The organism is Peribacillus sp. NPDC096379, assembly GCF_044762875.1.
Lineage (GTDB): Bacteria > Bacillota > Bacilli > Bacillales > DSM-1321 > Peribacillus.
The window spans coordinates 25,272-47,601 of the sequence record NZ_JBIWFD010000010.1; the positions used below are offsets into that span (position 1 = coordinate 25,272).

Genomic DNA, 22,330 nt, shown 5'->3' on the forward strand with positions numbered 1-22,330 from the left:
AATAGTTTTTTTACCACTCTGACTAGGCAGTATTGGCTCTTCAACTAATCGAACCATGCTGCCTGTTGGAGTTCAATTAATTAGGTCGGTCATTCTAAGGGAAAGTGGCGCCTGATAGTATGAAAGAACAATTTAAGCAATTTGGGTAAAACTTGGAGATCAAAAGGGAGGTAGGCCCCTTGATAGATGTAAATAATTTTGAATATATGAAAATTGGTCTTGCTTCACCAGATAAGATTCGTTCTTGGTCACATGGCGAAGTAAAAAAACCAGAAACAATTAACTATCGTACATTAAAGCCTGAGAAGGACGGTTTGTTCTGCGAAAGAATTTTTGGACCACAAAAGGACTGGGAATGTCATTGTGGTAAATACAAACGTGTTCGTTATAAAGGTGTCGTTTGTGATCGCTGCGGTGTAGAAGTTACACGTGCGAAGGTTCGCCGTGAGCGTATGGGGCATATTGAGCTTGCTGCACCTGTATCTCACATTTGGTATTTCAAGGGTATTCCAAGCCGAATGGGACTTGTATTAGATATGTCTCCACGCGCTTTGGAAGAAGTGATTTATTTTGCATCCTACGTTGTCACTGAAACAGGTGATACAACGTTAGAAAAGAAACAGCTTCTTTCTGAAAAAGAATATCGTGCATACCGCGAAAAGTACGGAAAAAAATTCCAAGCTGGTATGGGTGCGGAAGCAATAAAAAAATTACTACAAGACATTGATACAGAAAAAGAAACAGAAGCTTTAAAAGAAGAATTAAAAACAGCTCAAGGACAACGTAGAACTCGAGCAATTAAGCGTCTTGAAGTGTTGGAGGCTTTCCGTAATTCTGGAAACGAGCCTTCTTGGATGATTCTTGATGTACTTCCTGTTATTCCACCGGAACTTCGTCCTATGGTGCAATTAGACGGTGGTCGTTTTGCGACTTCTGACTTGAATGATTTGTATCGACGAGTAATAAACCGTAACAATCGTTTGAAACGTTTATTGGATCTTGGTGCTCCGAGCATCATCGTTCAAAACGAAAAACGTATGCTTCAAGAAGCAGTAGATGCTTTGATTGATAATGGTCGTCGCGGCCGTCCGGTAACAGGACCTGGTAACCGCCCATTGAAATCACTTTCTCATATGCTTAAAGGGAAGCAAGGGCGTTTCCGCCAAAATCTACTTGGTAAGCGTGTTGACTATTCTGGTCGATCAGTAATTGTTGTTGGACCGAACTTGAAAATGTATCAATGCGGACTTCCGAAAGAAATGGCAATTGAACTATTCAAACCATTTGTTATGAAAGAACTCGTTCAAAAAGGGTTAGCACACAACATTAAATCAGCTAAACGTAAGATTGAACGGTTGTCTCCAGAAATTTGGGACGTACTTGAAGCTGTCATTAAGGAGCATCCGGTATTACTGAACCGTGCACCTACACTTCACAGACTTGGTATTCAAGCATTTGAACCGACACTTGTTGAGGGCCGGGCAATCCGACTTCATCCGCTTGTATGTACTGCATACAATGCTGACTTTGACGGTGACCAAATGGCTGTACACGTTCCGTTATCATCTGAAGCACAAGCTGAAGCAAGATTGCTAATGCTAGCTGCGCAAAACATTCTAAACCCGAAAGATGGAAAACCAGTTGTTACTCCTTCACAGGATATGGTATTAGGTAACTATTACTTAACTTTAGAAAGAGCTGGAATCATTGGCGAAGGAATGATTTTTAAAGATACAAGCGAAGCTTTGTTAGCTTATCAAAATGGCTATGTACACTTGCACTCGCGTGTTGCTGTTCATGCAGGATCCCTAAATAACGAAACATTTACTGAACAACAAAATAAACAGCTCTTATTAACAACTGTTGGTAAAATGATTTTTAATGAGATTTTACCTAAATCATTCCCTTACATTAATGAACCTACAGGATATAATTTAGAAGTGAAAACTCCTGAGAAGTATTTTGTCGAAAATGGGGCAAACATTAAAGAACTTATCCAAGCACAACCATTGATTGATCCATTCAAGAAGAAAATTCTTGGGAACATTATCGCAGAAGTATTTAAACGTTTCAAAATTACCGAAACGTCAAAAATGCTTGATCGGATGAAAAACCTTGGATTCAAACATTCTACAAAAGCCGGAATCACTGTTGGTGTTTCTGATATCGTAGTTTTGGGTGAAAAACAGGAAATCATCGAAGAAGCACAACAAAAAGTGGATAATGTATTGAAACAATTTAGACGTGGTCTCATAACGGAAGACGAGCGCTATGATCGTGTTATTTCAATTTGGAGTGCGGCTAAAGATACGATTCAAGCTAAACTAATGGATTCATTAGACCGTAGCAACCCAATCTTTATGATGAGTGATTCTGGAGCGCGTGGTAACGCATCTAACTTTACTCAGTTAGCGGGTATGCGGGGATTGATGGCCAACCCGGCTGGACGTATTATCGAGTTGCCAATTAAATCAAGTTTCCGTGAAGGCTTAACGGTATTAGAGTACTTTATCTCTACTCACGGTGCTCGTAAAGGTCTTGCTGATACAGCACTTAAAACAGCCGATTCCGGATATCTTACTCGTCGTCTCGTAGACGTTGCACAAGATGTTATTGTTCGTGATGACGATTGTGGAACTGACCGTGGATTGAAGGTTTCAGCTCTAAAAAATGGTACAGAGATTATAGAGACATTAGAAGAACGTTTGATTGGTCGTCATGCTAGAAGAGCAATTAGACATCCTGAAACGAAAGAAGTTATTGTTCGTGAAAATGGGCTAATCACTGAAGACCTTGCTAAGTATATTGAAGATAGCAGTATCGAGGAAGTATGGATTCGTTCTGCATTTACATGTAACACCAGTCATGGTGTATGTAAAAAATGTTATGGACGCAATCTTGCAACAGGGCAGGAAGTTGAAGTTGGAGAAGCAGTCGGAATTATTGCTGCACAATCTATCGGAGAGCCTGGTACACAGTTAACAATGCGTACATTCCATACAGGTGGAGTTGCCGGTGATGATATCACCCAAGGTCTACCTCGTATCCAAGAAATCTTTGAAGCAAGGAACCCTAAAGGACAAGCGCTTATTACAGAAATTGAAGGTACTGTTGTTTCAATTAATGAAATACGCGACAAGCAACAAGAGATTGTGGTCCAAGGTGCTGTTGAGTCTCGCACGTTTACCGCGCCATACTCTGCACGATTAAAAGTGTCCGTAGATTCATATGTACAGCGTGGAGAAGAATTAACAGAAGGGTCAATTGATCCGAAAGAGTTACTTAGAGTTACGGACGTACTTGCAGTTCAAGAGTACTTGTTAAGCGAAGTACAGAATGTATACCGTATGCAAGGGGTAGAAATCGGGGACAAACATATCGAGGTTATGGTTAGACAAATGCTTCGGAAAGTCCGCGTGCTTGATGCAGGTGAAACGGATGTTCTTCCAGGAACGTTACTTGATGTGCATCAGTTTACTCAAGCGAATACAGACGCACTTCTTAGTGGCAAGAACCCAGCTACTGGCCGACCAGTACTGCTCGGTATAACAAAAGCATCACTAGAAACAGATTCCTTCTTATCGGCGGCATCATTCCAAGAAACGACTAGAGTTTTAACAGATGCAGCGATAAAAGGAAAACGCGATGAATTACTTGGGTTAAAAGAGAATGTTATCATTGGTAAACTTGTACCAGCAGGAACAGGAATGCTTCGTTACCGCAAGGCAAGCCCAGTTATTGTTGAAGATACAAATGAAGACAGCGTCCCAGTAGAGTAATAATATAAACACTGGCTCGTGAGGTGCTTGCTCTTTTACAAGACGGAGTTTAAACTTGCTAAAAGGTCATGCATATCACGAGTCGGTATTATATAATTATTATTAAAAGATAAGTTGACAAAAAGACATCATAAGTGATATTATTGCAAATGTGCTCCTATGATACCCTGTAACTTTGGAGGATATGATAGATGTCTTATGAAAAAGTACTACAGGCAAAGTCAGTGATAATAGGAACGAAACAAACCCTGAGAGCTCTCAAACAGCATTTAATTCGAGAGGTCATCATTGCACAGGATGCTGATCTGTTGCTGACAGCTCATGTTGCAGAGACTGCTCGAGAATTAGAAGTTCCAATCACGTACGTTGATTCGATGCGGATGCTTGGAAAAGCATGCGGTATTGATGTCGGAGCAGCTACTGTTGCCATTAAAAAGTAAAACTGTTTTTGCGGAATTGTTTTTTGCAAAAACTTTGTTTTTGCTCATTTATGAACCACCTGGATGTGTGGTACTAGAACTGAAAAGTGAAGGGAGGACAAATTAATGCCTACTATTAATCAATTAGTGCGTAAAGGTCGCGAGTCTAAAGAATACAACTCTAAATCACCAGCACTTAACAAAGGCTATAACAGCTTTAAAAAATCACAAACTAACGTAACTTCTCCACAAAAACGCGGTGTTTGTACTCGTGTGGGAACTATGACACCGAAAAAACCAAACTCAGCGTTACGTAAATATGCGCGTGTACGTTTGACGAATGGTATCGAAGTAACAGCTTACATTCCTGGTATCGGACATAACCTACAAGAACACAGCGTGGTACTAATCCGTGGAGGTCGTGTAAAAGATTTACCAGGGGTACGTTATCACATCGTTCGTGGTGCGCTTGATACAGCTGGAGTGAATAACCGTATGCAAAGTCGTTCTAAATACGGAACAAAACGTCCAAAAGCACCAAAAAAATAATAGAACCAAAATATGAACTACACCGAAAGGAGGAAACATAATGCCTCGTAAAGGACCTGTTTCTAAAAGAGACGTATTACCAGATCCAATTTATAATTCAAAACTTGTGACTCGTTTAATCAACAAAATGATGGTTGATGGACAAAGAGGTAAATCACAAAAAATTCTTTATTCTGCATTTGATACAATCCAAGAACGTACTGGCAACAACCCGATGGAAGTGTTTGAACAAGCACTTAAAAACATCATGCCTGTACTAGAAGTAAAAGCACGCCGTGTGGGTGGTGCTAACTACCAAGTACCAGTTGAGGTGCGTCCAGATCGACGTTCAACTCTTGGTCTTCGTTGGTTAGTAAACTATTCTCGTTCTCGTGGAGAAAAAACGATGGAAGAGCGTTTAGCTTACGAAATCATGGATGCTGCAAACAACACTGGAGCAGCTGTTAAGAAACGTGAAGATACACACAAAATGGCAGAAGCTAACAAAGCGTTTGCTCATTACCGTTGGTAAGATTGTATTATATAAAAACATTCTCATAAAAAGGAAGGAGAAAGACCAAGATGGCAAGAGAGTTCTCCTTAGCAAATACGCGTAATATCGGTATCATGGCTCACATCGATGCTGGTAAAACGACGACAACCGAACGTATTCTTTTTTACACTGGTAAAATCCATAAAATTGGTGAAACGCACGAAGGTGCATCACAAATGGACTGGATGGAACAAGAGCAAGAGCGTGGTATTACAATTACATCTGCGGCTACAACAGCACAATGGAATGGAAACCGCGTAAATATCATTGATACACCGGGACACGTAGACTTCACTGTAGAAGTTGAGCGTTCCCTACGTGTACTTGATGGAGCTGTAGCTGTACTTGATGCACAATCAGGTGTTGAGCCACAAACAGAAACTGTTTGGCGCCAAGCTACGACATACGGTGTACCACGTATCGTGTTCGTAAACAAAATGGACAAAACAGGTGCGGATTTCCTATATTCTGTAGGAACTTTACATGATCGCCTTCAAGCGAACGCGCACGCAATCCAAATTCCTGTGGGCGCTGAAGATCATTTCACAGCTATCATTGACTTAGTAGAAATGAAAGCTACTTTCTATGGCAATGACCAAGGTACTGAAATCTCTGAAGGTGAAATCCCTGAAGAACATCTTGAATTAGCTCAAGAACACCGTGAGAAATTAATTGAAGCGGTAGCTGAACTTGATGAAGAATTAATGGAGAAGTACCTAGGCGGAGAAGAAATCTCAGTAGCTGAACTTAAAGCTGCAATCCGTAAAGCGACACTTAGTGTTGAATTCTACCCTGTAATTTGTGGTACTGCTTTCAAACACAAAGGTGTTCAATTAATGCTTAATGCAGTAGTTGATTACTTACCATCTCCTCTTGATGTACCTGCTATCAAAGGTACGCTACCTGACACAGAGGAAGAAGTTGAGCGCCATGCTGATGATGAAGAACCATTCTCTGCACTTGCATTTAAAGTTATGACGGATCCTTATGTAGGGAAACTTACATTCTTCCGCGTATACTCTGGTACATTGCAATCTGGTTCTTACGTAATCAACTCAACAAAAGGTAAACGTGAACGTGTTGGTCGTATCTTACAAATGCACGCAAATAGCCGTGAAGAAATCTCTGTAGTACACGCAGGGGACATCGCAGCTGCTGTAGGTTTGAAAGATACTACAACTGGTGACACATTATGTGATGACAAAGACCAAGTTATTCTTGAGTCTATGGTCTTCCCAGAACCGGTTATCTCACTTTCTGTTGAACCAAAATCAAAAGCTGACCAAGATAAAATGGGTCAGGCACTACAAAAACTTCAAGATGAAGATCCAACATTCCGTGCACATACTGACCAAGAAACTGGTCAAACGATTATTGCAGGTATGGGAGAACTTCACTTAGATATCCTTGTAGACCGTATGCGTCGCGAGTTTAAAGTAGAAGCAAACGTAGGTGCTCCTCAAGTAGCGTACCGTGAAACATTCCGTGGATCTGCGCAAGTTGAAGGGAAATTCGTTCGCCAATCTGGTGGTCGTGGACAATTTGGTCACGTTTGGATCGAGTTTTCTCCAAACGAAGAAGGAAAAGGATTCGAATTTGAAAATGCTATCGTCGGTGGTGTTGTTCCTCGTGAGTACATCCCAGCTGTTCAAGCAGGTCTAGTTGACTCACTTGATCGTGGTGTTATCGCAGGATATCCACTTGTAGATATTAAAGCAAAACTATTTGACGGATCTTACCATGACGTTGACTCCAACGAAATGGCATTTAAAATCGCTGCATCTATGGCACTTAAAAATGCAGCATCTAAATGTAAACCAGTTATTCTTGAGCCGATTATGAAAGTAGAAGTTGTTATTCCAGAAGAATACATGGGAGATATCATGGGTGACGTTACATCACGCCGTGGCCGTGTAGAAGGTATGGAAGCTCGCGGAAACACACAAATGGTTAAAGCGATGGTTCCACTATCTGAAATGTTCGGATATGCAACATCTCTACGTTCTAACACTCAAGGAAGAGGAACGTTCTCTATGCACTTCGATCACTATGAAGAAGTACCGAAGAGCATCGCTGAGGAAATTGTTAAAAAAAATAAAGGTGAATAATTGATTTTCATCTTCTATTAAAGTATAACTACTTATGTAAGCTGCGAAACTAGGTATTACCTTGTTTCGTAGTGTCATAAGTCTAAAAAAAATTTATAATTTCAAGGAGGAATATCCTAATGGGTAAAGCAAAATTTGATCGTTCAAAACCACACGTTAACGTTGGAACAATTGGTCACGTTGACCATGGTAAAACAACTCTTACAGCTGCTATCACAACTGTACTTGCAAAAGCAGGTGGTGCAGAAGCACGCGGATATGACCAAATCGACGGTGCACCAGAAGAAAGAGAACGTGGTATCACAATTTCTACTTCACACGTTGAGTATGAAACAGAAGCTCGTCACTATGCACACGTTGACTGCCCAGGTCACGCTGACTATGTTAAAAACATGATCACTGGTGCTGCACAAATGGACGGCGGAATCTTAGTAGTATCTGCTGCTGACGGCCCAATGCCACAAACTCGTGAGCACATCCTTCTTTCTCGTCAAGTAGGTGTTCCTTTCCTAGTTGTATTCATGAACAAATGTGACATGGTTGACGACGAAGAGTTACTTGAATTAGTAGAAATGGAAATTCGTGACCTTCTTTCTGAATATGAATTCCCTGGTGATGATATTCCAGTAATTAAAGGTTCTGCTCTTAAAGCTCTTGAAGGTGAAGCAGCTTGGGAAGAAAAAATTCATGAATTAATGAACGCTGTTGATGAATATATTCCAAACCCAACTCGTGACACTGACAAACCATTCATGTTACCAGTTGAGGATGTATTCTCAATCACTGGTCGTGGAACAGTTGCTACAGGACGTGTTGAGCGTGGACAAGTTAAAGTCGGAGATGTTGTAGACATCATCGGTATGACTGAAGAGCCAAAACCAACTACTGTAACTGGTGTTGAAATGTTCCGTAAGCTTCTTGATTATGCTGAAGCTGGTGACAACATTGGAGCACTTCTTCGTGGGGTTTCTCGTGAAGATATCCAACGTGGACAAGTACTTGCTAAACCAGGTTCAATCACTCCACACACTAAATTCAAAGCGGAAGTTTATGTTCTTTCAAAAGAAGAAGGTGGACGTCATACTCCATTCTTCACAAACTACCGTCCACAATTCTACTTCCGTACAACGGATGTAACTGGTATCTGTAATCTTCCTGAAGGCGTAGAAATGGTTATGCCTGGAGATAACATTGAAATGACAGTAGAACTAATTGCACCAATCGCTATCGAAGAAGGTACTAAATTCTCTATCCGTGAGGGTGGACGTACTGTAGGCGCTGGTGTAGTTGCTAAAATCACTGAGTAATTGAATAATTGAAAGGGACGCCTTTCGAAAGGGAGCAGCAGGGACGCCGGCTGCTCCCTTTTTGTATTTTAAAAAGGAAAGGATAAGAGTTTGTTCTAAAAAGATCGGTAAAATAGCTTGCGAATTTGGTCAAAGATCATTAAGGTTATCTGTAAAATCGTACAAATTCAGTTCATATTGCAAAAGTTAAGGTACCCTAATCAAGGAACGTCCCCTATATTTTCCTATTTACAAACTCTTCTTCCATACTGTATTCTGTGTTAAGTACAAGAACGAATCGATGTTTACAGTAGGATCTTTACTAGATGTTTGATAAAGTACATTGAAGTTCAGATGGCTATTGATAGTAAGAGCCGAATCATAAAAAATGCATATAAAAATTAAACTTGATAAAGAGTTACTTACTATGTATAATAGTAAAAGTGTCTTGCACAAAGAAATGTTTAAGTTTTACTTGATTATTTTAGGTGCTTTAGATATAATAGACAATGTTGGTCTTTGACTGCGATGATTTGGAAGGTTGCTGACACACCCGGCCGCTTTGCCATGGCGAGTGTGTGGGAAATTTCCAATGAGAAAGTCTATTTAGAAAATAGGCGAAAAGGAGGGAAAATAATGGCAAAACAAAAGATTCGTATTCGTTTAAAAGCATATGATCACCGAATCCTTGATCAATCTGCTGAGAAAATTGTTGAAACTGCAAAACGTTCTGGTGCTGCTGTATCGGGTCCAATCCCATTACCAACTGAACGTTCTGTTTACACGGTTCTTCGTGCAGTTCACAAATATAAAGATTCTCGTGAGCAATTCGAGATGCGTACTCACAAACGTCTTATCGATATCGTGAATCCAACTCCTCAAACAGTTGATTCATTGATGCGTTTAGACTTACCATCTGGTGTTGACATTGAAATCAAACTTTAATTATAGAAAATTAGAAAAAATCAGGAGGTGTGACTAATGACCAAAGGAATCTTAGGAAGAAAAATTGGTATGACGCAAGTATTTGCTGAAAATGGTGAACTTATTCCAGTAACAGTAATCGAAGCAGCTAACAACGTAGTTCTTCAAAAGAAAACATTTGAAACTGACGGTTATGAAGCAATTCAAATCGGTTTTGAAGATAAACGTGAAAAGCTTTCGAATAAACCTGAAAAAGGCCATGTTCAAAAAGCAAACACTGCACCTAAGCGCTTCGTTCGCGAATTCCGTTCAGCAAATCCAGCTGATTACGAATTAGGTCAAGAAGTCAAAGTTAGTATTTTCGCAGAAGGCGATACAGTAGATGTAACAGGGATCTCTAAAGGTAAAGGTTTCCAAGGTGCAATCAAGCGCCACGGACAATCTCGTGGACCAATGACTCACGGATCACGTTACCACCGTCGACCAGGTTCAATGGGTCCTGTTGCTCCAAACCGCGTATTCAAAGGTAAATTATTACCAGGACGTATGGGTGGAGAACAAGTAACTGTTCAAAACTTAACAATTGTTAAAGTGGATGTAGAACGTAACTTACTTTTAGTAAAAGGTAATGTTCCGGGTGCTAGAAAAGCTTTAATCAAAGTTAAGTCTGCTGTTAAAGCTAAGTAATATCTGAGAAAGGAGGAGCATTAGAATGCCAAAAGTTACATTGTTCAACCAAACTGGCTCAAAAGTTGGCGATATCGAACTAAATGAGTCGATTTTCGGAATTGAACCTAATAATTCTGTATTATTTGAAGCAATTATCATGCAAAGAGCTTCTTTAAGACAAGGAACTCATAAAGTGAAAACTCGTTCTGAAGTTGCAGGCGGCGGTCGTAAACCATGGAAACAAAAAGGAACTGGACGTGCGCGTCAAGGTTCAATTCGTTCACCACAATGGCGTGGCGGCGGTACTGTATTCGGTCCGACACCAAGAAGCTACTCTTACAAATTACCTAAAAAGGTTCGTCGTTTAGCGATTAAATCTGCTTTATCGGCTAAAGTCCTTGAAGATAATGTATTAGTACTTGAAAACCTAGTTTTCGAAGCTCCAAAAACAAAAGAATTTGCAGCTGTTCTTAAAGGACTTTCTATTGAAACTAAAACGTTGATCGTAACTGACGGTTTAGATGAGAAAGTTGCGTTATCTGCTCGTAACATCCCAGGTGTTACTGTTGTAGAGGCGAATGGTCTTAATGTTCTTGATGTTGTTTCACACAACAAATTGATCTTGACTAAATCTGCTGTTCAAAAAGTAGAGGAGGCTCTAGCATAATGGATGTTCGTGATATCATTAAGCGACCAGTAATTACAGAAGCTTCTTCAGACGCAATGGCTGAGAAGAAGTATACGTTTGAAGTTGATGTGAAAGCTAACAAGACTCAAGTTAAAGATGCTGTTCAAGAAATCTTTGACGTACAAGTTGAGAAAGTTAACATCATGAACTACAAAGGTAAATTTAAACGCATGGGTAAACATGCAGGTTATACAAACAAACGCCGTAAAGCGATTGTTAAACTAACTGCTGATAGCAAAGAAATCGAATTATTCGAAGCTTAATTCATTAGAGAAGGAGGGAAATACACATGGCGATTAAAAAGTATAAACCTACCTCTAACGGTCGACGTAATATGACTACATCTGACTTTGCTGAGATTACTGCAAGCAAACCAGAAAAATCATTACTTGCTCCTTTAACACGTAAAGGCGGCCGTAATAACCAAGGTAAGTTAACAGTTCGTCATCAAGGTGGCGGCCATAAGCGTCAATACCGTATCATTGATTTCAAACGAATCAAAGATGGTATACCAGGACGCGTTGCTACAATTGAGTACGATCCAAATCGTTCTGCAAACATTGCATTAATTAACTATTTAGATGGAGAAAAACGTTATATCCTAGCTCCTAAAAACCTAGAAGTAGGCATGGAGATTATGTCAGGCGTTGACGCTGATATTAAAGTAGGTAACGCTCTTCCATTAGCAAACATTCCAGTTGGTACAGTAATCCATAACATCGAATTAAAACCAGGAAAAGGTGGACAATTAGTCCGTTCTGCAGGTACATCTGCACAAGTTCTTGGTAAAGAAGGTCGTTATGTACTTGTACGTTTAAATTCTGGTGAGGTTCGTATGATTCTTGCAACTTGCCGTGCTACTATCGGTCAAGTGGGTAATGAGCAACACGAATTAATCAACATCGGTAAAGCCGGACGTTCACGCTGGTTAGGAAAACGCCCAACAGTTCGTGGATCTGTAATGAACCCGAATGATCACCCACATGGTGGTGGGGAAGGCCGTTCACCTATCGGACGTAAATCTCCAATGTCTCCTTGGGGTAAACCAACTCTTGGTGCTAAAACCCGTAAGAAGAAAAACAAATCCGATAAATTTATCGTGCGTCGTCGTAAAAAATAACGGGATTGAACTACGGTTCATATATAGAGCCGTAGCACAATCACGAAGGGAGGTACACTCATGGGTCGCAGCTTAAAAAAAGGTCCATTTGTTGATGAGCATTTGATCGTTAAGGTTGAAAAGTTAAATGAAACTGAGAAGAAACAAGTTATTAAAACTTGGTCTCGTCGTTCAACAATCTTCCCACAATTTATCGGTCACACAATCGCTGTCTATGATGGTCGTAAACACGTACCGGTTTATGTAACGGAAGACATGGTAGGTCATAAACTTGGCGAATTCGCACCTACACGTACTTATAAAGGTCACGCAAGTGATGATAAGAAAACAAGACGTTAACGAGAGGAGGGCATCTCATGCAAGCAAAAGCTGTTGCTAGAACAGTTCGTATTGCTCCTCGTAAAGTCCGTTTAGTTGCAGATTTAATTCGAGGAAAACAATTAGGTGAAGCTGTAGCGATTCTTCGCTTAACTCCAAAAGCCGCTTCTCCAATCGTAGAAAAAGTTTTGAAGTCTGCTGTTGCAAACGCAGAACACAACTACGAAATGGATATCAATAACCTAGTTGTTTCAGAGGCATACGTAAATGAAGGACCAACATTGAAACGTTTCCGTCCACGCGCAATGGGACGTGCGAGTGCGATTAACAAACGTACTAGTCATATTACTATCGTTGTATCAGAAAAGAAGGAGGGGTAAACTGTGGGTCAAAAGATAAATCCAATCGGTATGCGTATCGGAATTATTCGTGATTGGGAATCGAAATGGTACGCTGATAAAGACTATGCTACTCTTTTGCATGAAGATCTTAAAGTTCGTGAGTATATCACGAAACGTTTAAGCGATGCTTCTGTATCAAAAGTCGAAATTGAACGTGCTGCTAACCGCGTAAATGTTTCAGTACACACTGCTAAACCAGGTATGGTTATTGGTAAAGGTGGTACTGAAGTTGAAGCACTTCGTAAAGCTTTGAACCAGTTAACTGGTAAAAGAGTTCATATTAATATCATCGAAATTAAAAGAGCAGATCTTGATGCTAAATTAGTTGCTGAAAACGTAGCACGTCAATTAGAAAACCGTGTTTCGTTCCGTCGTGCACAAAAACAAGCGATTCAACGTACTATGCGTGCTGGCGCTAAAGGAATCAAAACACAAGTATCTGGTCGACTTGGCGGAGCTGATATCGCTCGTGCTGAACACTACAGTGAAGGAACTGTACCTCTACACACACTTCGCGCTGACATTGACTATGCACATGCTGAAGCGGATACTACTTACGGTAAGCTAGGCGTGAAAATATGGATCTACCGTGGAGAAGTTCTTCCTACTAAGAAGAAATCTGAGGAAGGAGGAAAATAATATGTTATTGCCTAAACGCGTTAAATACCGTCGTGAACATCGCGGTAAAATGAGAGGTAATGCTAAAGGCGGAACTGAAGTACACTTCGGTGAATATGGCCTTCAAGCAATAGATGCATCATGGATTACAAACCGTCAAATCGAAGCTGCTCGTATCGCTATGACTCGTTATATGAAACGTGGTGGTAAGGTTTGGATCAAAATTTTCCCAAGCAAACCATACACTGCTAAACCTCTAGAAGTACGTATGGGTTCCGGTAAAGGGGCACCTGAAGGCTGGGTTGCAGTTGTAAAACCGGGTAAAGTAATGTTTGAAATCTCTGGCGTATCTGAAGAGGTGGCACGAGAAGCGTTACGTCTTGCAGCACACAAACTTCCGATTAAATGTAAGTTTGTTAAACGTCAAGAAATTGGTGGTGAATCAAATGAAGGCTAATGAAATTAAAGAGTTAACCACTGCCGAAATTGAACAAAAAGTAAAATCTCTTAAAGAAGAATTATTTAATCTTCGTTTCCAGTTAGCTACTGGACAACTTGAAAATACAGCACGTATTCGTGAAGTTCGTAAATCGATCGCTCGTATGAAAACAGTTGTTCGTGAAAGAGAGATCGGTGTCAACAATCGATAATTGAGGGGAGGTTTGCAGAATGAGCGAACGCAACCAACGTAAAGTATATACTGGACGCGTTGTATCCGACAAAATGGATAAAACGGTAACTGTTCTTATAGAAACTTACAAAAAGCACTCACTATACGGTAAGCGCGTAAAGTATTCTAAGAAATTCAAGGCTCATGATGAGTTAAATGAAGCTAAAATTGGCGATGTAGTTAAAGTAATGGAAACTCGTCCATTATCCGCTACAAAACGTTTCCGTTTATTAGAAGTAGTAGAAAAAGCTGTAATTATCTAATCTATGTTCGGATTAAGTTAAATCCGAAGGGAGGTTTCGTACATGATTCAACAAGAATCACGTTTAAAAGTAGCTGATAACTCTGGTGCTCGTGAAGTACTAACAATTAAAGTTCTTGGTGGTTCAGGCCGTAAAACTGCTAACATCGGTGATGTTATCGTTGTAACAGTCAAACAAGCAACACCAGGTGGCGTTGTTAAAAAAGGTGAAGTAGTTAAAGCAGTTGTTGTACGTACAAAACGCGGTATGCGTCGTCCTGATGGATCTTACATTCGTTTCGATGAAAATGCATGTGTCATTATTAAAGATGATAAGAGCCCGCGTGGAACACGTATTTTTGGACCTGTTGCACGTGAACTACGTGACAGCAACTTTATGAAAATCGTATCACTTGCTCCAGAAGTTTTATAATGATAAATATCGTAAAAAGCCTTTCAAGGAGGTGCGAAGCTAATGCATGTTAAAAAAGGTGACAAAGTCGTAGTCATCTCTGGTAAGGACAAAGGCAAACAAGGTACAATTCTTGTAGCATACCCTAAGAAAAATCGTGTGCTTGTTGAAGGAATTAATATCGTGAAAAAGCACTCTAAGCCATCTCAATTGAATCCACAAGGTGGAATCATCAGTAGAGAAGCTGCTATTCACGCATCCAATGTTATGCCACTTGATCCGAAAACAGGTAAACCAACTCGTGTTGGTTATAAGATTGAAGACGGCAAAAAAGTACGCGTAGCTAAAATTTCAGGTGAATCTTTAGATAAATAAGTCATTAATGAAGGGAGGTACACTAAGTAATGAACCGCCTAAAAGAAAAATTTCAAAAAGAAATTAGTCCTGCTCTAGTGAGCAAATTTAATTATAAATCAGTAATGCAAGTCCCTAAAGTGGACAAAATCGTTATTAACATGGGTGTTGGCGATGCAGTCTCAAATTCAAAAGCATTAGATGTTGCTGTTGAAGAATTGGCACTTCTATCCGGACAAAAACCTGTTGTAACAAAAGCTAAAAAATCTATCGCAGGCTTCCGTCTACGTGAAGGTATGCCTATCGGTGCGAAAATTACATTACGCGGTGAGCGTATGTATGATTTCCTTGATAAGCTAGTTTCTGTTTCTTTACCACGTGTACGTGACTTCCGCGGAGTTTCAAAAAAATCTTTTGATGGTCGCGGAAACTACACTTTGGGTGTTAAAGAGCAACTTATCTTCCCTGAGATTGACTACGATAAAGTGAGCAAAGTTCGTGGTATGGATATCGTTATTGTAACGACTGCTAATACTGACGAAGAATCTCGTGAACTACTTACTCAATTAGGAATGCCGTTCCAAAAGTAATCTCTAAGTAAAGGGAGGCGAAAACGTGGCTAAAAAATCAATGATCGTGAAGCAAAAACGCGGAGCTAAATTTGGTGTTCAAGAGTACACACGTTGCGAACGTTGCGGACGTCCACACTCTGTATACCGTAAATTTAAACTATGCCGTATTTGTTTCCGTGAACTTGCATATAAAGGACAAATTCCTGGCGTGAAAAAAGCTAGCTGGTAAAACCCGATTATGGGAAGGAGGTAAATAATAATGGTCATGACAGATCCTGTTGCAGATATGCTGACTCGCATTCGTAATGCGAATATGGTTCGTCACGAGAAATTGGAAGTTCCCGCTTCTAAGATCAAAAAGGAAGTTGCTGAGATCTTAAAGCGTGAAGGCTTCGTACGTGACGTTGAGTTAATCGAAGACAACAAACAAGGTATCATCCGCATCTTCTTAAAATACGGTGCAAACAATGAACGTGTTATCACAGGACTAAAACGTATCAGTAAACCTGGTCTACGTGTTTATGCGAAAACTGGTGAGGTTCCACGCGTTCTTAATGGTTTAGGTATCGCAATTGTTTCTACTTCTCATGGAGTTTTAACAGATAAAGAAGCTCGCGCTAAACAAGTTGGCGGAGAAGTGCTAGCATACGTTTGGTAATACATTTTCACAAGAATGGAGGTGCACTAAATGTCACGTATAGGTAAAAAACCTATTGAAATTCCTGCTGGTGTAACAGTAACTATCAATGGTAGTGAAGTAGCTGTTAAAGGACCAAAAGGTGAATTATCTAGAACTTTCAATTCAGATCTTACAATTTCTATGGAAGAAAACGTGTTAACCGTAACACGTCCATCTGACGCAAAAGAACACCGTGCCCTTCATGGTACAACTCGTGCGGTTATCGCAAACATGGTTGAGGGTGTTTCTAAAGGATTTGAAAAAACTCTAGAACTTATCGGGGTAGGTTACCGTGCTCAAAAGCAAGGTAATAAACTTGTCCTAAGTGTAGGATATTCTCACCCGGTTGAATTCGATGTTGAACAAGGACTAGAAGTTGAAGTTCCTTCAAATACAAAAGTTATTATCAAAGGGATTAACAAAGAACGCGTTGGCGCATTAGCTGCTGATGTTCGTCAAGTTCGTCCGCCAGAGCCTTATAAAGGTAAAGGTATCCGTTACGAAGGCGAATTTGTTCGTCGTAAAGAAGGTAAAACAGGTAAGTAATGTCGCCTGAGTAAATGAAAGGAGTGACGTAAATGATTACGAAGCTTGATAAAAACGCTACTCGTCAGAAAAGACATGCACGTGTTCGTGCAAAACTTTCTGGAACTGAAGCTCGTCCTCGTTTAAATGTGTTCCGTTCGAACAAACACATTTACGCTCAATTAATTGACGATGCAAATGGCGTAACTCTAGCAAGTGCTTCTACTCTTGATAAAGAGCTTAATATTGAAGCAGCAGGTAATGCAGAAGCTGCTAAACAAGTTGGCGCACTTATTGCTAAACGTGCAGTTGAAAAAGGACACAGCGCTGTTGTATTTGACCGCGGTGGATACCTTTTCCACGGACGTGTTAAAGCATTAGCTGACGCTGCTCGTGAAAACGGCTTACAATTTTAATAGATAAAGGAGGGACAAAACTGATGCGAGGTATTGATCCTAATAAATTAGAACTTGAAGAGCGTGTAGTAACAGTTAACCGCGTAGCTAAAGTTGTAAAAGGCGGACGTCGTTTCCGTTTCACTGCACTTGTAGTTGTAGGTGACAAGAATGGTCACGTTGGCTTTGGAACAGGTAAAGCACAAGAAGTACCTGATGCAATCCGTAAAGCTATTGAGGATGCTAAGAAAAATCTAGTAACGGTTCCTGTCGTTGGTACGACAATTCCACATCTAGTGAACGGTCGCTTTGGTGCAGGTCATGTCCTTTTAAAACCTGCTTCTGAAGGTACAGGAGTTATCGCTGGTGGTCCGGTTCGTGCGGTACTAGAATTAGGTGGAGTAAGTGACATTCTTTCGAAATCACTTGGAACGAACACGCCTATTAATATGGTTCGTGCTACAGTTGAAGGATTAAAGCAATTAAAACGTGCTGAGGACGTAGCAAAACTACGTGGTAAATCAGTAGAAGAACTGTTAGGATAAGGAGGGAATATCAATGGCAAATAAATTAGAAATTACCCTCACTCGCAGCTTGATTGGTCGTCCGGATGACCAACGCGTTACAGTTAACACTCTGGGTTTACGCAAAATGCATCAAACAGTTGTTCATGATGATAACCCTGCGATTCGCGGTATGATTAACAAAGTTGCTCATCTTGTTACTGTAAACGAACAATAAAATAACTACCACTTAACAAGGAGGTGCCAACAACAATGAAACTTCATGAATTAAAAGCTGCAGAAGGTGCTCGTAAAGAGCGTAAACGTAAAGGTCGCGGTATTGGTTCTGGCAACGGTAAAACAGCAGGTAAAGGCCATAAAGGTCAAAATGCTCGTTCTGGTGGCGGAGTACGTCCTGGATTCGAAGGTGGTCAAACTCCTTTATTCAGACGTTTGCCTAAACGCGGGTTTACGAACATTAACCGTAAAGACTATGCTATCGTAAATCTTGAAGTATTAAACCGCTTCGAGGATGGTACTGAGGTAACACCTGCTCTATTAATTGAGACAGGTATTGTAAGTAAAGAAAAAGCAGGAATTAAAATTCTTGCTAAAGGCAATGTTGAGAAAAAGCTTACTGTTAAAGCTCATAAATTCTCCTCTACTGCAAAAGAAGCTATTGAAGCAGCTGGCGGTACAACTGAGGTGATCTAATGTTTCAAACGATTTCCAACTTTATGCGCGTGGCTGATATAAGAAACAAAATTATGTTTACCCTTTTAATGCTCATCGTCTATCGCATCGGTACATTTATACCCGTACCGAATGTGAATGCCGATGTGCTAAAGGCACAAGATCAGCTAAGCGTATTTGGTGTTCTTAACACTTTTGGTGGTGGGGCACTCCAAAACTTCTCTATCTTGGCTATGGGAATTATGCCGTATATTACGGCTTCGATCATTATCCAACTTTTACAGATGGATGTTGTTCCAAAGTTCACTGAGTGGTCCAAACAAGGAGAAGCTGGACGTCGTAAGTTAGCTCAGTTTACCCGTTATTTCACTATTGTACTTGGATTTATCCAAGCACTTGGTATGTCTTATGGCTTTAACAATATGTCTAATGGAATGCTTATCAAAAACGCTGGTGTTAGTACTTATCTGCTTATTGCACTAGTATTAACTGCTGGTACGGCTTTTCTCTTGTGGTTAGGAGAACTGATTACGTCCAAAGGAGTTGGTAACGGAATTTCCATTATCATCTTTGCTGGTATCGTTGCAGGTATGCCGACGACTGCAAACCAGATTTTTGCTCAGCAATTTGAAGATGCGGGAGACCAACTCTTCTTGAGGATTATTACAGTTGTTTTACTTTTAATTGCAGTGTTAGCAGTTGTAGTTGCTGTTATCTTTATCCAACAAGCACTACGTAAAATTCCGATCCAATACGCTAAGCGTGCGGCTGCTGGTCGTACACCAGCGGGAGGGCAATCTACACACTTACCGTTAAAAGTAAATGCTGCAGGTGTTATACCTGTAATCTTTGCCATGGCATTTCTTGTTACGCCGACAACAATCGCTTCATTCTTTGGCTCGAATAAGGTTACAGAATGGATAGCTAATAATCTAACTTATGAACACCCGATTGGTATGGTCATCTACGTGGCTCTTATCATTGCATTTTCTTATTTTTATGCATTTATTCAAGTTAATCCTGAACAAATGGCAGATAATCTGAAGAAACAGGGTGGCTATGTACCAGGTATCCGACCAGGAAAAGCGACGCAAGATTATGTGACAAGTGTGTTATATCGCTTGACTTTCGTAGGCTCGCTATTTTTAGCAGCTATTGCGATAATGCCAGTGATATTCATACAACTTGCTAACTTGCCGGCCTCGGCACAAATTGGTGGAACGAGTATCTTAATCGTTGTCGGTGTTGCACTTGATACGATGAAGCAACTTGAATCACAGTTAGTAAAGCGTCATTATAAAGGATTTATAAAGTAATGGAGTTTTGGGGACAATGATGTTCCCTAAAATCCATTATGGAGTTTGAGGGGGAACAAAACGTGAATTTAGTGTTAATGGGTCTTCCGGGTGCCGGAAAAGGTACTCAAGCCGAAAGAATCGTCGAAAAGTATAACATCCCTCATATCTCAACTGGAGATATGTTCCGAGCAGCTATCAAAGATAGCACGGAACTTGGTTTACAAGCTAAATCATTCATGGATAAAGGCGAGTTAGTTCCTGATGAAGTAACAATCGGTATTGTTCGTGAGCGATTAAGTCAAGATGATTGCAGTCAAGGTTTCTTGCTTGACGGTTTTCCTAGAACTGTAGCTCAAGCAGAAGCGCTTGAAAAGATTCTTTCAGACTTGGATCGACAATTACAATATGTAATTAATATCGATGTTGATAAAAGCATCTTAATGGAAAGATTGACTGGGCGACGCATTTGCAAATCTTGCGGTGCTACTTATCACCTTGTTTTCAATCCTCCTGCAGTTAATGATGTATGTGACCGTTGCGGCGGAGAGCTATATCAACGTGCTGATGACAATGAAGAAACGGTTCAGAATCGTCTGGACGTAAATCTTAAGCAAACACAACCACTTCTTGACTTCTATGAAGTGAAGGGTTATGTGCGCAACATTAACGGTCAACAGGATATTAATATTGTTTTTGAAGATATCAATAAGCTGCTGTCAACTCTGCGATAAGGTTTTAGAGAAATAAAACGACTCTTTAAAGAAGCTAGAGTCATTATATAGAGAGTTTTAAAGAAGCGCGTAACTTGTGCGTCTTTCAAACATCTCCCATGCTATTCAAACCTATGTTAAGGCTGGAAGCTTCTCTTTCAGTAGAGAGTATGGAGGCCACATAATCGGTCAAGACTTACATGAGGGCCAAATATTCCTCAAACCGATCCGCCTAAAACTTGGTTATCGGTAGAAGCCTGGTACGGTTACGCCCGTGTTTAAAGGCGCAATCTGAAAAAGCAGAGATGTGAAGACTTTAGAGGATGATGGACGAAAGTAAAGTTGACGGAAAGATGTGAACCATTTTTGGAGAGAGCTATATTTCCCACGGATCTTTGTCTTCATTGACAATGTATTACAAAGGTGATATTGTTCATTTGCTAAATGGGTCCATGCATAGAGAAGGGAGAATCACTTAATGGCGAAAGACGATGTAATTGAAGTAGAAGGCACAGTACAAGAGACTTTGCCAAATGCAATGTTTAAGGTAGAATTAGAAAATGGTCATACTGTTTTAGCTCATGTATCCGGTAAAATTCGTATGCACTTTATTCGCATTTTGCCTGGAGATAAAGTTACGGTTGAGCTTTCCCCGTATGATCTAACTCGCGGCAGAATCACATACCGATTTAAATAATCTGGTTACGCTCCGATCTGTATAAGGAGGTTAGATAGCAATGAAAGTCAGACCATCTGTAAAGCCAATCTGCGAAAAGTGTAAAGTTATCCGCAGAAAAGGTAAAGTTATGGTTATTTGCGAAAACCCTAAACATAAACAAAAACAAGGCTAATATAGAAGGAGGTGCACACATCAATGGCACGTATTGCTGGTGTTGATATTCCCCGTGACAAACGTATTGTCATTTCTTTAACATATATTTTCGGTATTGGAAAACAAACTGCGATTAAAATTCTTGCAGATGCTGGTATTTCTGAACAAACTCGTACTCGCGACTTAACGGAAGATGAATTAAACAAAATCCGTGAAATCATCGATGCTTTAAAAGTAGAAGGTGACCTTCGTCGTGAAATTTCTCTAAATATCAAACGTCTAATGGAAATTGGTAGCTACCGTGGTTTACGCCACCGTCGTGGTCTTCCAGTTCGCGGACAAAATACAAAAAACAACGCTCGTACGCGTAAAGGACCTCGTCGTACAGTAGCTAACAAGAAAAAATAATCAGTAAAGGAGGTTACATTTCATGGCACGTAAAACTAATACACGTAAACGTCGTGTGAAAAAGAATATAGAAACAGGTATCGCGCATATTCGTTCTACTTTCAATAATACGATTGTTACTATCACAGATTCACATGGTAACGCAATTTCATGGTCAAGTGCTGGAGCACTAGGTTTCCGTGGATCACGTAAATCGACTCCATTCGCTGCTCAAATGGCTGCTGAAACTGCTGCAAAAACATCAATCGAACATGGTATGAAAACTCTTGAAGTTACTGTAAAAGGACCAGGTGCTGGACGTGAAGCTGCAATTCGTGCACTTCAAGCTGCTGGACTAGAAGTAACTGCAATTAAAGACGTAACTCCAGTTCCTCATAACGGATGCCGTCCACCAAAACGTCGCCGTGTTTAATTTTTCTGTATAAATTTTGTATTCATGTCTATAATGGGACATAATACTAAGTTTGCGTTCTAACAGAATGATTAATTCAGTTGTTGCTCACAAGCGGGAACGTATACATGGGGAATTTCGGTTATAAGTTCGGATACTTACTAACCGGGGTTTCGACGTTTTGAAGGAGGGTTTGTTAAATGATCGAAATAGAAAAACCAAAAATCGAAACGGTT

General features: G+C 40.3%; 33 protein-coding genes and 1 pseudogene. All 34 read left to right on the plus strand.

The window, feature by feature from the left end; all coding sequences use genetic code 11:
• The first annotated feature begins 179 nt into the window (after window positions 1-179).
• Complete coding sequence (gene rpoC, locus ACIQZI_RS23100) at window positions 180-3,779, plus strand: DNA-directed RNA polymerase subunit beta' (RefSeq protein WP_403077933.1); 3,600 nt, start codon at window positions 180-182, stop codon at window positions 3,777-3,779.
• A 191-nt stretch (window positions 3,780-3,970) separates the two neighbouring features.
• Complete coding sequence (locus tag ACIQZI_RS23105) at window positions 3,971-4,219, plus strand: 50S ribosomal protein L7ae-like protein (RefSeq protein ID WP_062187177.1); 249 nt, start codon at window positions 3,971-3,973, stop codon at window positions 4,217-4,219.
• Between the two features lie 105 nt (window positions 4,220-4,324).
• Window positions 4,325-4,747, plus strand: coding sequence for a 30S ribosomal protein S12 (gene rpsL, locus ACIQZI_RS23110; RefSeq protein WP_028390466.1), 423 nt, complete (start codon window positions 4,325-4,327; stop codon window positions 4,745-4,747).
• A 40-nt stretch (window positions 4,748-4,787) separates the two neighbouring features.
• Window positions 4,788-5,258: a 30S ribosomal protein S7 gene (gene rpsG, locus ACIQZI_RS23115; protein ID WP_403077938.1), complete on the plus strand. Its 471-nt coding sequence runs from the start codon at window positions 4,788-4,790 to the stop codon at window positions 5,256-5,258.
• Between the two features lie 50 nt (window positions 5,259-5,308).
• Entirely contained in the window at window positions 5,309-7,387 is a 2,079-nt protein-coding gene (gene fusA / locus ACIQZI_RS23120) for an elongation factor G (protein ID WP_403077941.1), read from the plus strand.
• A 119-nt stretch (window positions 7,388-7,506) separates the two neighbouring features.
• Window positions 7,507-8,694: an elongation factor Tu gene (gene tuf / locus ACIQZI_RS23125; RefSeq protein WP_403077943.1), complete on the plus strand. Its 1,188-nt coding sequence runs from the start codon at window positions 7,507-7,509 to the stop codon at window positions 8,692-8,694.
• 615 nt (window positions 8,695-9,309) lie between these two features.
• Entirely contained in the window at window positions 9,310-9,618 is a 309-nt protein-coding gene (gene rpsJ / locus ACIQZI_RS23130) for a 30S ribosomal protein S10 (RefSeq protein ID WP_040372540.1), read from the plus strand.
• A 36-nt stretch (window positions 9,619-9,654) separates the two neighbouring features.
• The gene (gene rplC / locus ACIQZI_RS23135; RefSeq protein WP_403077948.1) at window positions 9,655-10,284 is read left to right on the plus strand and encodes a 50S ribosomal protein L3; all 630 of its coding nucleotides are present in this window, start codon (window positions 9,655-9,657) and stop codon (window positions 10,282-10,284) included.
• A gap of 25 nt (window positions 10,285-10,309) precedes the next feature.
• Window positions 10,310-10,933: a 50S ribosomal protein L4 gene (gene rplD, locus ACIQZI_RS23140; RefSeq protein WP_062187182.1), complete on the plus strand. Its 624-nt coding sequence runs from the start codon at window positions 10,310-10,312 to the stop codon at window positions 10,931-10,933.
• Window positions 10,933-11,217 carry a 50S ribosomal protein L23 gene (gene rplW, locus ACIQZI_RS23145; RefSeq protein ID WP_403077952.1) on the plus strand — a complete coding sequence of 95 codons (285 nt, stop codon included), beginning with the start codon at window positions 10,933-10,935 and terminating at the stop codon, window positions 11,215-11,217. The genes rplD and rplW overlap by 1 nt, the downstream gene beginning before the upstream one ends.
• A gap of 26 nt (window positions 11,218-11,243) precedes the next feature.
• The gene (rplB, locus tag ACIQZI_RS23150; protein WP_403077955.1) at window positions 11,244-12,074 is read left to right on the plus strand and encodes a 50S ribosomal protein L2; all 831 of its coding nucleotides are present in this window, start codon (window positions 11,244-11,246) and stop codon (window positions 12,072-12,074) included.
• Window positions 12,075-12,134: 60 nt separating this feature from the next.
• Entirely contained in the window at window positions 12,135-12,413 is a 279-nt protein-coding gene (gene rpsS / locus ACIQZI_RS23155) for a 30S ribosomal protein S19 (RefSeq protein ID WP_062187185.1), read from the plus strand.
• Window positions 12,414-12,430: 17 nt separating this feature from the next.
• Window positions 12,431-12,772 (plus strand): 50S ribosomal protein L22, encoded by a 342-nt coding sequence (gene rplV / locus ACIQZI_RS23160; RefSeq protein ID WP_049679545.1) that lies wholly within the window; start codon window positions 12,431-12,433, stop codon window positions 12,770-12,772.
• 3 nt (window positions 12,773-12,775) lie between these two features.
• Complete coding sequence (rpsC, locus tag ACIQZI_RS23165) at window positions 12,776-13,432, plus strand: 30S ribosomal protein S3 (protein WP_403077959.1); 657 nt, start codon at window positions 12,776-12,778, stop codon at window positions 13,430-13,432.
• Between the two features lies 1 nt (window position 13,433).
• A complete protein-coding gene (rplP, locus tag ACIQZI_RS23170; RefSeq protein ID WP_062187186.1) occupies window positions 13,434-13,868 on the plus strand; it encodes a 50S ribosomal protein L16 in 435 nt (144 codons plus the stop codon).
• Window positions 13,858-14,061: a 50S ribosomal protein L29 gene (gene rpmC / locus ACIQZI_RS23175; protein WP_028390454.1), complete on the plus strand. Its 204-nt coding sequence runs from the start codon at window positions 13,858-13,860 to the stop codon at window positions 14,059-14,061. Before rplP ends, rpmC begins: the two co-directional genes overlap by 11 nt.
• Window positions 14,062-14,080: 19 nt before the next feature.
• Entirely contained in the window at window positions 14,081-14,344 is a 264-nt protein-coding gene (gene rpsQ / locus ACIQZI_RS23180; protein ID WP_049679548.1) for a 30S ribosomal protein S17, read from the plus strand.
• Window positions 14,345-14,386: 42 nt separating this feature from the next.
• A complete protein-coding gene (gene rplN, locus ACIQZI_RS23185; protein WP_028390452.1) occupies window positions 14,387-14,755 on the plus strand; it encodes a 50S ribosomal protein L14 in 369 nt (122 codons plus the stop codon).
• A gap of 42 nt (window positions 14,756-14,797) precedes the next feature.
• Window positions 14,798-15,109 carry a 50S ribosomal protein L24 gene (gene rplX / locus ACIQZI_RS23190; RefSeq protein WP_049679550.1) on the plus strand — a complete coding sequence of 104 codons (312 nt, stop codon included), beginning with the start codon at window positions 14,798-14,800 and terminating at the stop codon, window positions 15,107-15,109.
• Window positions 15,110-15,138: 29 nt separating this feature from the next.
• The gene (gene rplE / locus ACIQZI_RS23195) at window positions 15,139-15,678 is read left to right on the plus strand and encodes a 50S ribosomal protein L5 (RefSeq protein ID WP_049679551.1); all 540 of its coding nucleotides are present in this window, start codon (window positions 15,139-15,141) and stop codon (window positions 15,676-15,678) included.
• Between the two features lie 25 nt (window positions 15,679-15,703).
• Window positions 15,704-15,889: a type Z 30S ribosomal protein S14 gene (locus tag ACIQZI_RS23200; RefSeq protein WP_028390449.1), complete on the plus strand. Its 186-nt coding sequence runs from the start codon at window positions 15,704-15,706 to the stop codon at window positions 15,887-15,889.
• Window positions 15,890-15,919: 30 nt separating this feature from the next.
• Window positions 15,920-16,318 carry a 30S ribosomal protein S8 gene (rpsH, locus tag ACIQZI_RS23205; RefSeq protein ID WP_062187187.1) on the plus strand — a complete coding sequence of 133 codons (399 nt, stop codon included), beginning with the start codon at window positions 15,920-15,922 and terminating at the stop codon, window positions 16,316-16,318.
• Window positions 16,319-16,348: 30 nt separating this feature from the next.
• Complete coding sequence (gene rplF / locus ACIQZI_RS23210; RefSeq protein ID WP_062187193.1) at window positions 16,349-16,885, plus strand: 50S ribosomal protein L6; 537 nt, start codon at window positions 16,349-16,351, stop codon at window positions 16,883-16,885.
• A gap of 32 nt (window positions 16,886-16,917) precedes the next feature.
• Window positions 16,918-17,280, plus strand: a complete 363-nt coding sequence (gene rplR, locus ACIQZI_RS23215) for a 50S ribosomal protein L18 (RefSeq protein ID WP_062187195.1) — start codon at window positions 16,918-16,920, stop codon at window positions 17,278-17,280.
• 23 nt (window positions 17,281-17,303) lie between these two features.
• Complete coding sequence (rpsE, locus tag ACIQZI_RS23220) at window positions 17,304-17,804, plus strand: 30S ribosomal protein S5 (RefSeq protein WP_062187203.1); 501 nt, start codon at window positions 17,304-17,306, stop codon at window positions 17,802-17,804.
• Between the two features lie 13 nt (window positions 17,805-17,817).
• Window positions 17,818-18,000, plus strand: coding sequence for a 50S ribosomal protein L30 (rpmD, locus tag ACIQZI_RS23225; protein WP_062187205.1), 183 nt, complete (start codon window positions 17,818-17,820; stop codon window positions 17,998-18,000).
• 35 nt (window positions 18,001-18,035) lie between these two features.
• Entirely contained in the window at window positions 18,036-18,476 is a 441-nt protein-coding gene (rplO, locus tag ACIQZI_RS23230) for a 50S ribosomal protein L15 (RefSeq protein WP_028390443.1), read from the plus strand.
• Window positions 18,476-19,771, plus strand: a complete 1,296-nt coding sequence (gene secY / locus ACIQZI_RS23235) for a preprotein translocase subunit SecY (protein ID WP_062187207.1) — start codon at window positions 18,476-18,478, stop codon at window positions 19,769-19,771. Before rplO ends, secY begins: the two co-directional genes overlap by 1 nt.
• 62 nt (window positions 19,772-19,833) lie before the next feature.
• Window positions 19,834-20,484: an adenylate kinase gene (locus tag ACIQZI_RS23240; protein ID WP_062187209.1), complete on the plus strand. Its 651-nt coding sequence runs from the start codon at window positions 19,834-19,836 to the stop codon at window positions 20,482-20,484.
• A gap of 79 nt (window positions 20,485-20,563) precedes the next feature.
• A pseudogene (locus tag ACIQZI_RS23245) lies at window positions 20,564-20,697 on the plus strand (type I methionyl aminopeptidase); the annotation flags it as partial.
• Between the two features lie 244 nt (window positions 20,698-20,941).
• Window positions 20,942-21,160: a translation initiation factor IF-1 gene (infA, locus tag ACIQZI_RS23250; protein WP_028390440.1), complete on the plus strand. Its 219-nt coding sequence runs from the start codon at window positions 20,942-20,944 to the stop codon at window positions 21,158-21,160.
• Between the two features lie 40 nt (window positions 21,161-21,200).
• On the plus strand, window positions 21,201-21,314 hold the full coding sequence (rpmJ, locus tag ACIQZI_RS23255) for a 50S ribosomal protein L36 (RefSeq protein ID WP_003156543.1): 114 nt from the start codon (window positions 21,201-21,203) through the stop codon (window positions 21,312-21,314).
• Between the two features lie 23 nt (window positions 21,315-21,337).
• Window positions 21,338-21,703, plus strand: coding sequence for a 30S ribosomal protein S13 (gene rpsM / locus ACIQZI_RS23260; RefSeq protein WP_049679559.1), 366 nt, complete (start codon window positions 21,338-21,340; stop codon window positions 21,701-21,703).
• 22 nt (window positions 21,704-21,725) lie between these two features.
• The gene (rpsK, locus tag ACIQZI_RS23265; protein WP_028390438.1) at window positions 21,726-22,115 is read left to right on the plus strand and encodes a 30S ribosomal protein S11; all 390 of its coding nucleotides are present in this window, start codon (window positions 21,726-21,728) and stop codon (window positions 22,113-22,115) included.
• Window positions 22,116-22,330 lie beyond the last annotated feature (215 nt).

What these genes read in the sequence shown, in the direction of transcription:
- ACIQZI_RS23105 (WP_062187177.1), top strand. Translation starts at nt 3,971, where the DNA reads ATGTCTTATGAAAAAGTACTACAGGCAAAGTCAGTGATAATAGGAACG.
- rpsL (WP_028390466.1), top strand. Translation starts at nt 4,325, where the DNA reads ATGCCTACTATTAATCAATTAGTGCGTAAAGGTCGCGAGTCTAAAGAA.
- rpsG (WP_403077938.1), top strand. Translation starts at nt 4,788, where the DNA reads ATGCCTCGTAAAGGACCTGTTTCTAAAAGAGACGTATTACCAGATCCA.
- fusA (WP_403077941.1), top strand. Translation starts at nt 5,309, where the DNA reads ATGGCAAGAGAGTTCTCCTTAGCAAATACGCGTAATATCGGTATCATG.
- tuf (WP_403077943.1), top strand. Translation starts at nt 7,507, where the DNA reads ATGGGTAAAGCAAAATTTGATCGTTCAAAACCACACGTTAACGTTGGA.
- rpsJ (WP_040372540.1), top strand. Translation starts at nt 9,310, where the DNA reads ATGGCAAAACAAAAGATTCGTATTCGTTTAAAAGCATATGATCACCGA.
- rplC (WP_403077948.1), top strand. Translation starts at nt 9,655, where the DNA reads ATGACCAAAGGAATCTTAGGAAGAAAAATTGGTATGACGCAAGTATTT.
- rplD (WP_062187182.1), top strand. Translation starts at nt 10,310, where the DNA reads ATGCCAAAAGTTACATTGTTCAACCAAACTGGCTCAAAAGTTGGCGAT.
- rplW (WP_403077952.1), top strand. Translation starts at nt 10,933, where the DNA reads ATGGATGTTCGTGATATCATTAAGCGACCAGTAATTACAGAAGCTTCT.
- rplB (WP_403077955.1), top strand. Translation starts at nt 11,244, where the DNA reads ATGGCGATTAAAAAGTATAAACCTACCTCTAACGGTCGACGTAATATG.
- rpsS (WP_062187185.1), top strand. Translation starts at nt 12,135, where the DNA reads ATGGGTCGCAGCTTAAAAAAAGGTCCATTTGTTGATGAGCATTTGATC.
- rplV (WP_049679545.1), top strand. Translation starts at nt 12,431, where the DNA reads ATGCAAGCAAAAGCTGTTGCTAGAACAGTTCGTATTGCTCCTCGTAAA.
- rplP (WP_062187186.1), top strand. Translation starts at nt 13,434, where the DNA reads ATGTTATTGCCTAAACGCGTTAAATACCGTCGTGAACATCGCGGTAAA.
- rpmC (WP_028390454.1), top strand. Translation starts at nt 13,858, where the DNA reads ATGAAGGCTAATGAAATTAAAGAGTTAACCACTGCCGAAATTGAACAA.
- rpsQ (WP_049679548.1), top strand. Translation starts at nt 14,081, where the DNA reads ATGAGCGAACGCAACCAACGTAAAGTATATACTGGACGCGTTGTATCC.
- rplN (WP_028390452.1), top strand. Translation starts at nt 14,387, where the DNA reads ATGATTCAACAAGAATCACGTTTAAAAGTAGCTGATAACTCTGGTGCT.
- rplX (WP_049679550.1), top strand. Translation starts at nt 14,798, where the DNA reads ATGCATGTTAAAAAAGGTGACAAAGTCGTAGTCATCTCTGGTAAGGAC.
- rplE (WP_049679551.1), top strand. Translation starts at nt 15,139, where the DNA reads ATGAACCGCCTAAAAGAAAAATTTCAAAAAGAAATTAGTCCTGCTCTA.
- rpsH (WP_062187187.1), top strand. Translation starts at nt 15,920, where the DNA reads ATGGTCATGACAGATCCTGTTGCAGATATGCTGACTCGCATTCGTAAT.
- rplF (WP_062187193.1), top strand. Translation starts at nt 16,349, where the DNA reads ATGTCACGTATAGGTAAAAAACCTATTGAAATTCCTGCTGGTGTAACA.
- rplR (WP_062187195.1), top strand. Translation starts at nt 16,918, where the DNA reads ATGATTACGAAGCTTGATAAAAACGCTACTCGTCAGAAAAGACATGCA.
- rpsE (WP_062187203.1), top strand. Translation starts at nt 17,304, where the DNA reads ATGCGAGGTATTGATCCTAATAAATTAGAACTTGAAGAGCGTGTAGTA.
- rpmD (WP_062187205.1), top strand. Translation starts at nt 17,818, where the DNA reads ATGGCAAATAAATTAGAAATTACCCTCACTCGCAGCTTGATTGGTCGT.
- rplO (WP_028390443.1), top strand. Translation starts at nt 18,036, where the DNA reads ATGAAACTTCATGAATTAAAAGCTGCAGAAGGTGCTCGTAAAGAGCGT.
- secY (WP_062187207.1), top strand. Translation starts at nt 18,476, where the DNA reads ATGTTTCAAACGATTTCCAACTTTATGCGCGTGGCTGATATAAGAAAC.
- infA (WP_028390440.1), top strand. Translation starts at nt 20,942, where the DNA reads ATGGCGAAAGACGATGTAATTGAAGTAGAAGGCACAGTACAAGAGACT.
- rpmJ (WP_003156543.1), top strand. Translation starts at nt 21,201, where the DNA reads ATGAAAGTCAGACCATCTGTAAAGCCAATCTGCGAAAAGTGTAAAGTT.
- rpsM (WP_049679559.1), top strand. Translation starts at nt 21,338, where the DNA reads ATGGCACGTATTGCTGGTGTTGATATTCCCCGTGACAAACGTATTGTC.
- rpsK (WP_028390438.1), top strand. Translation starts at nt 21,726, where the DNA reads ATGGCACGTAAAACTAATACACGTAAACGTCGTGTGAAAAAGAATATA.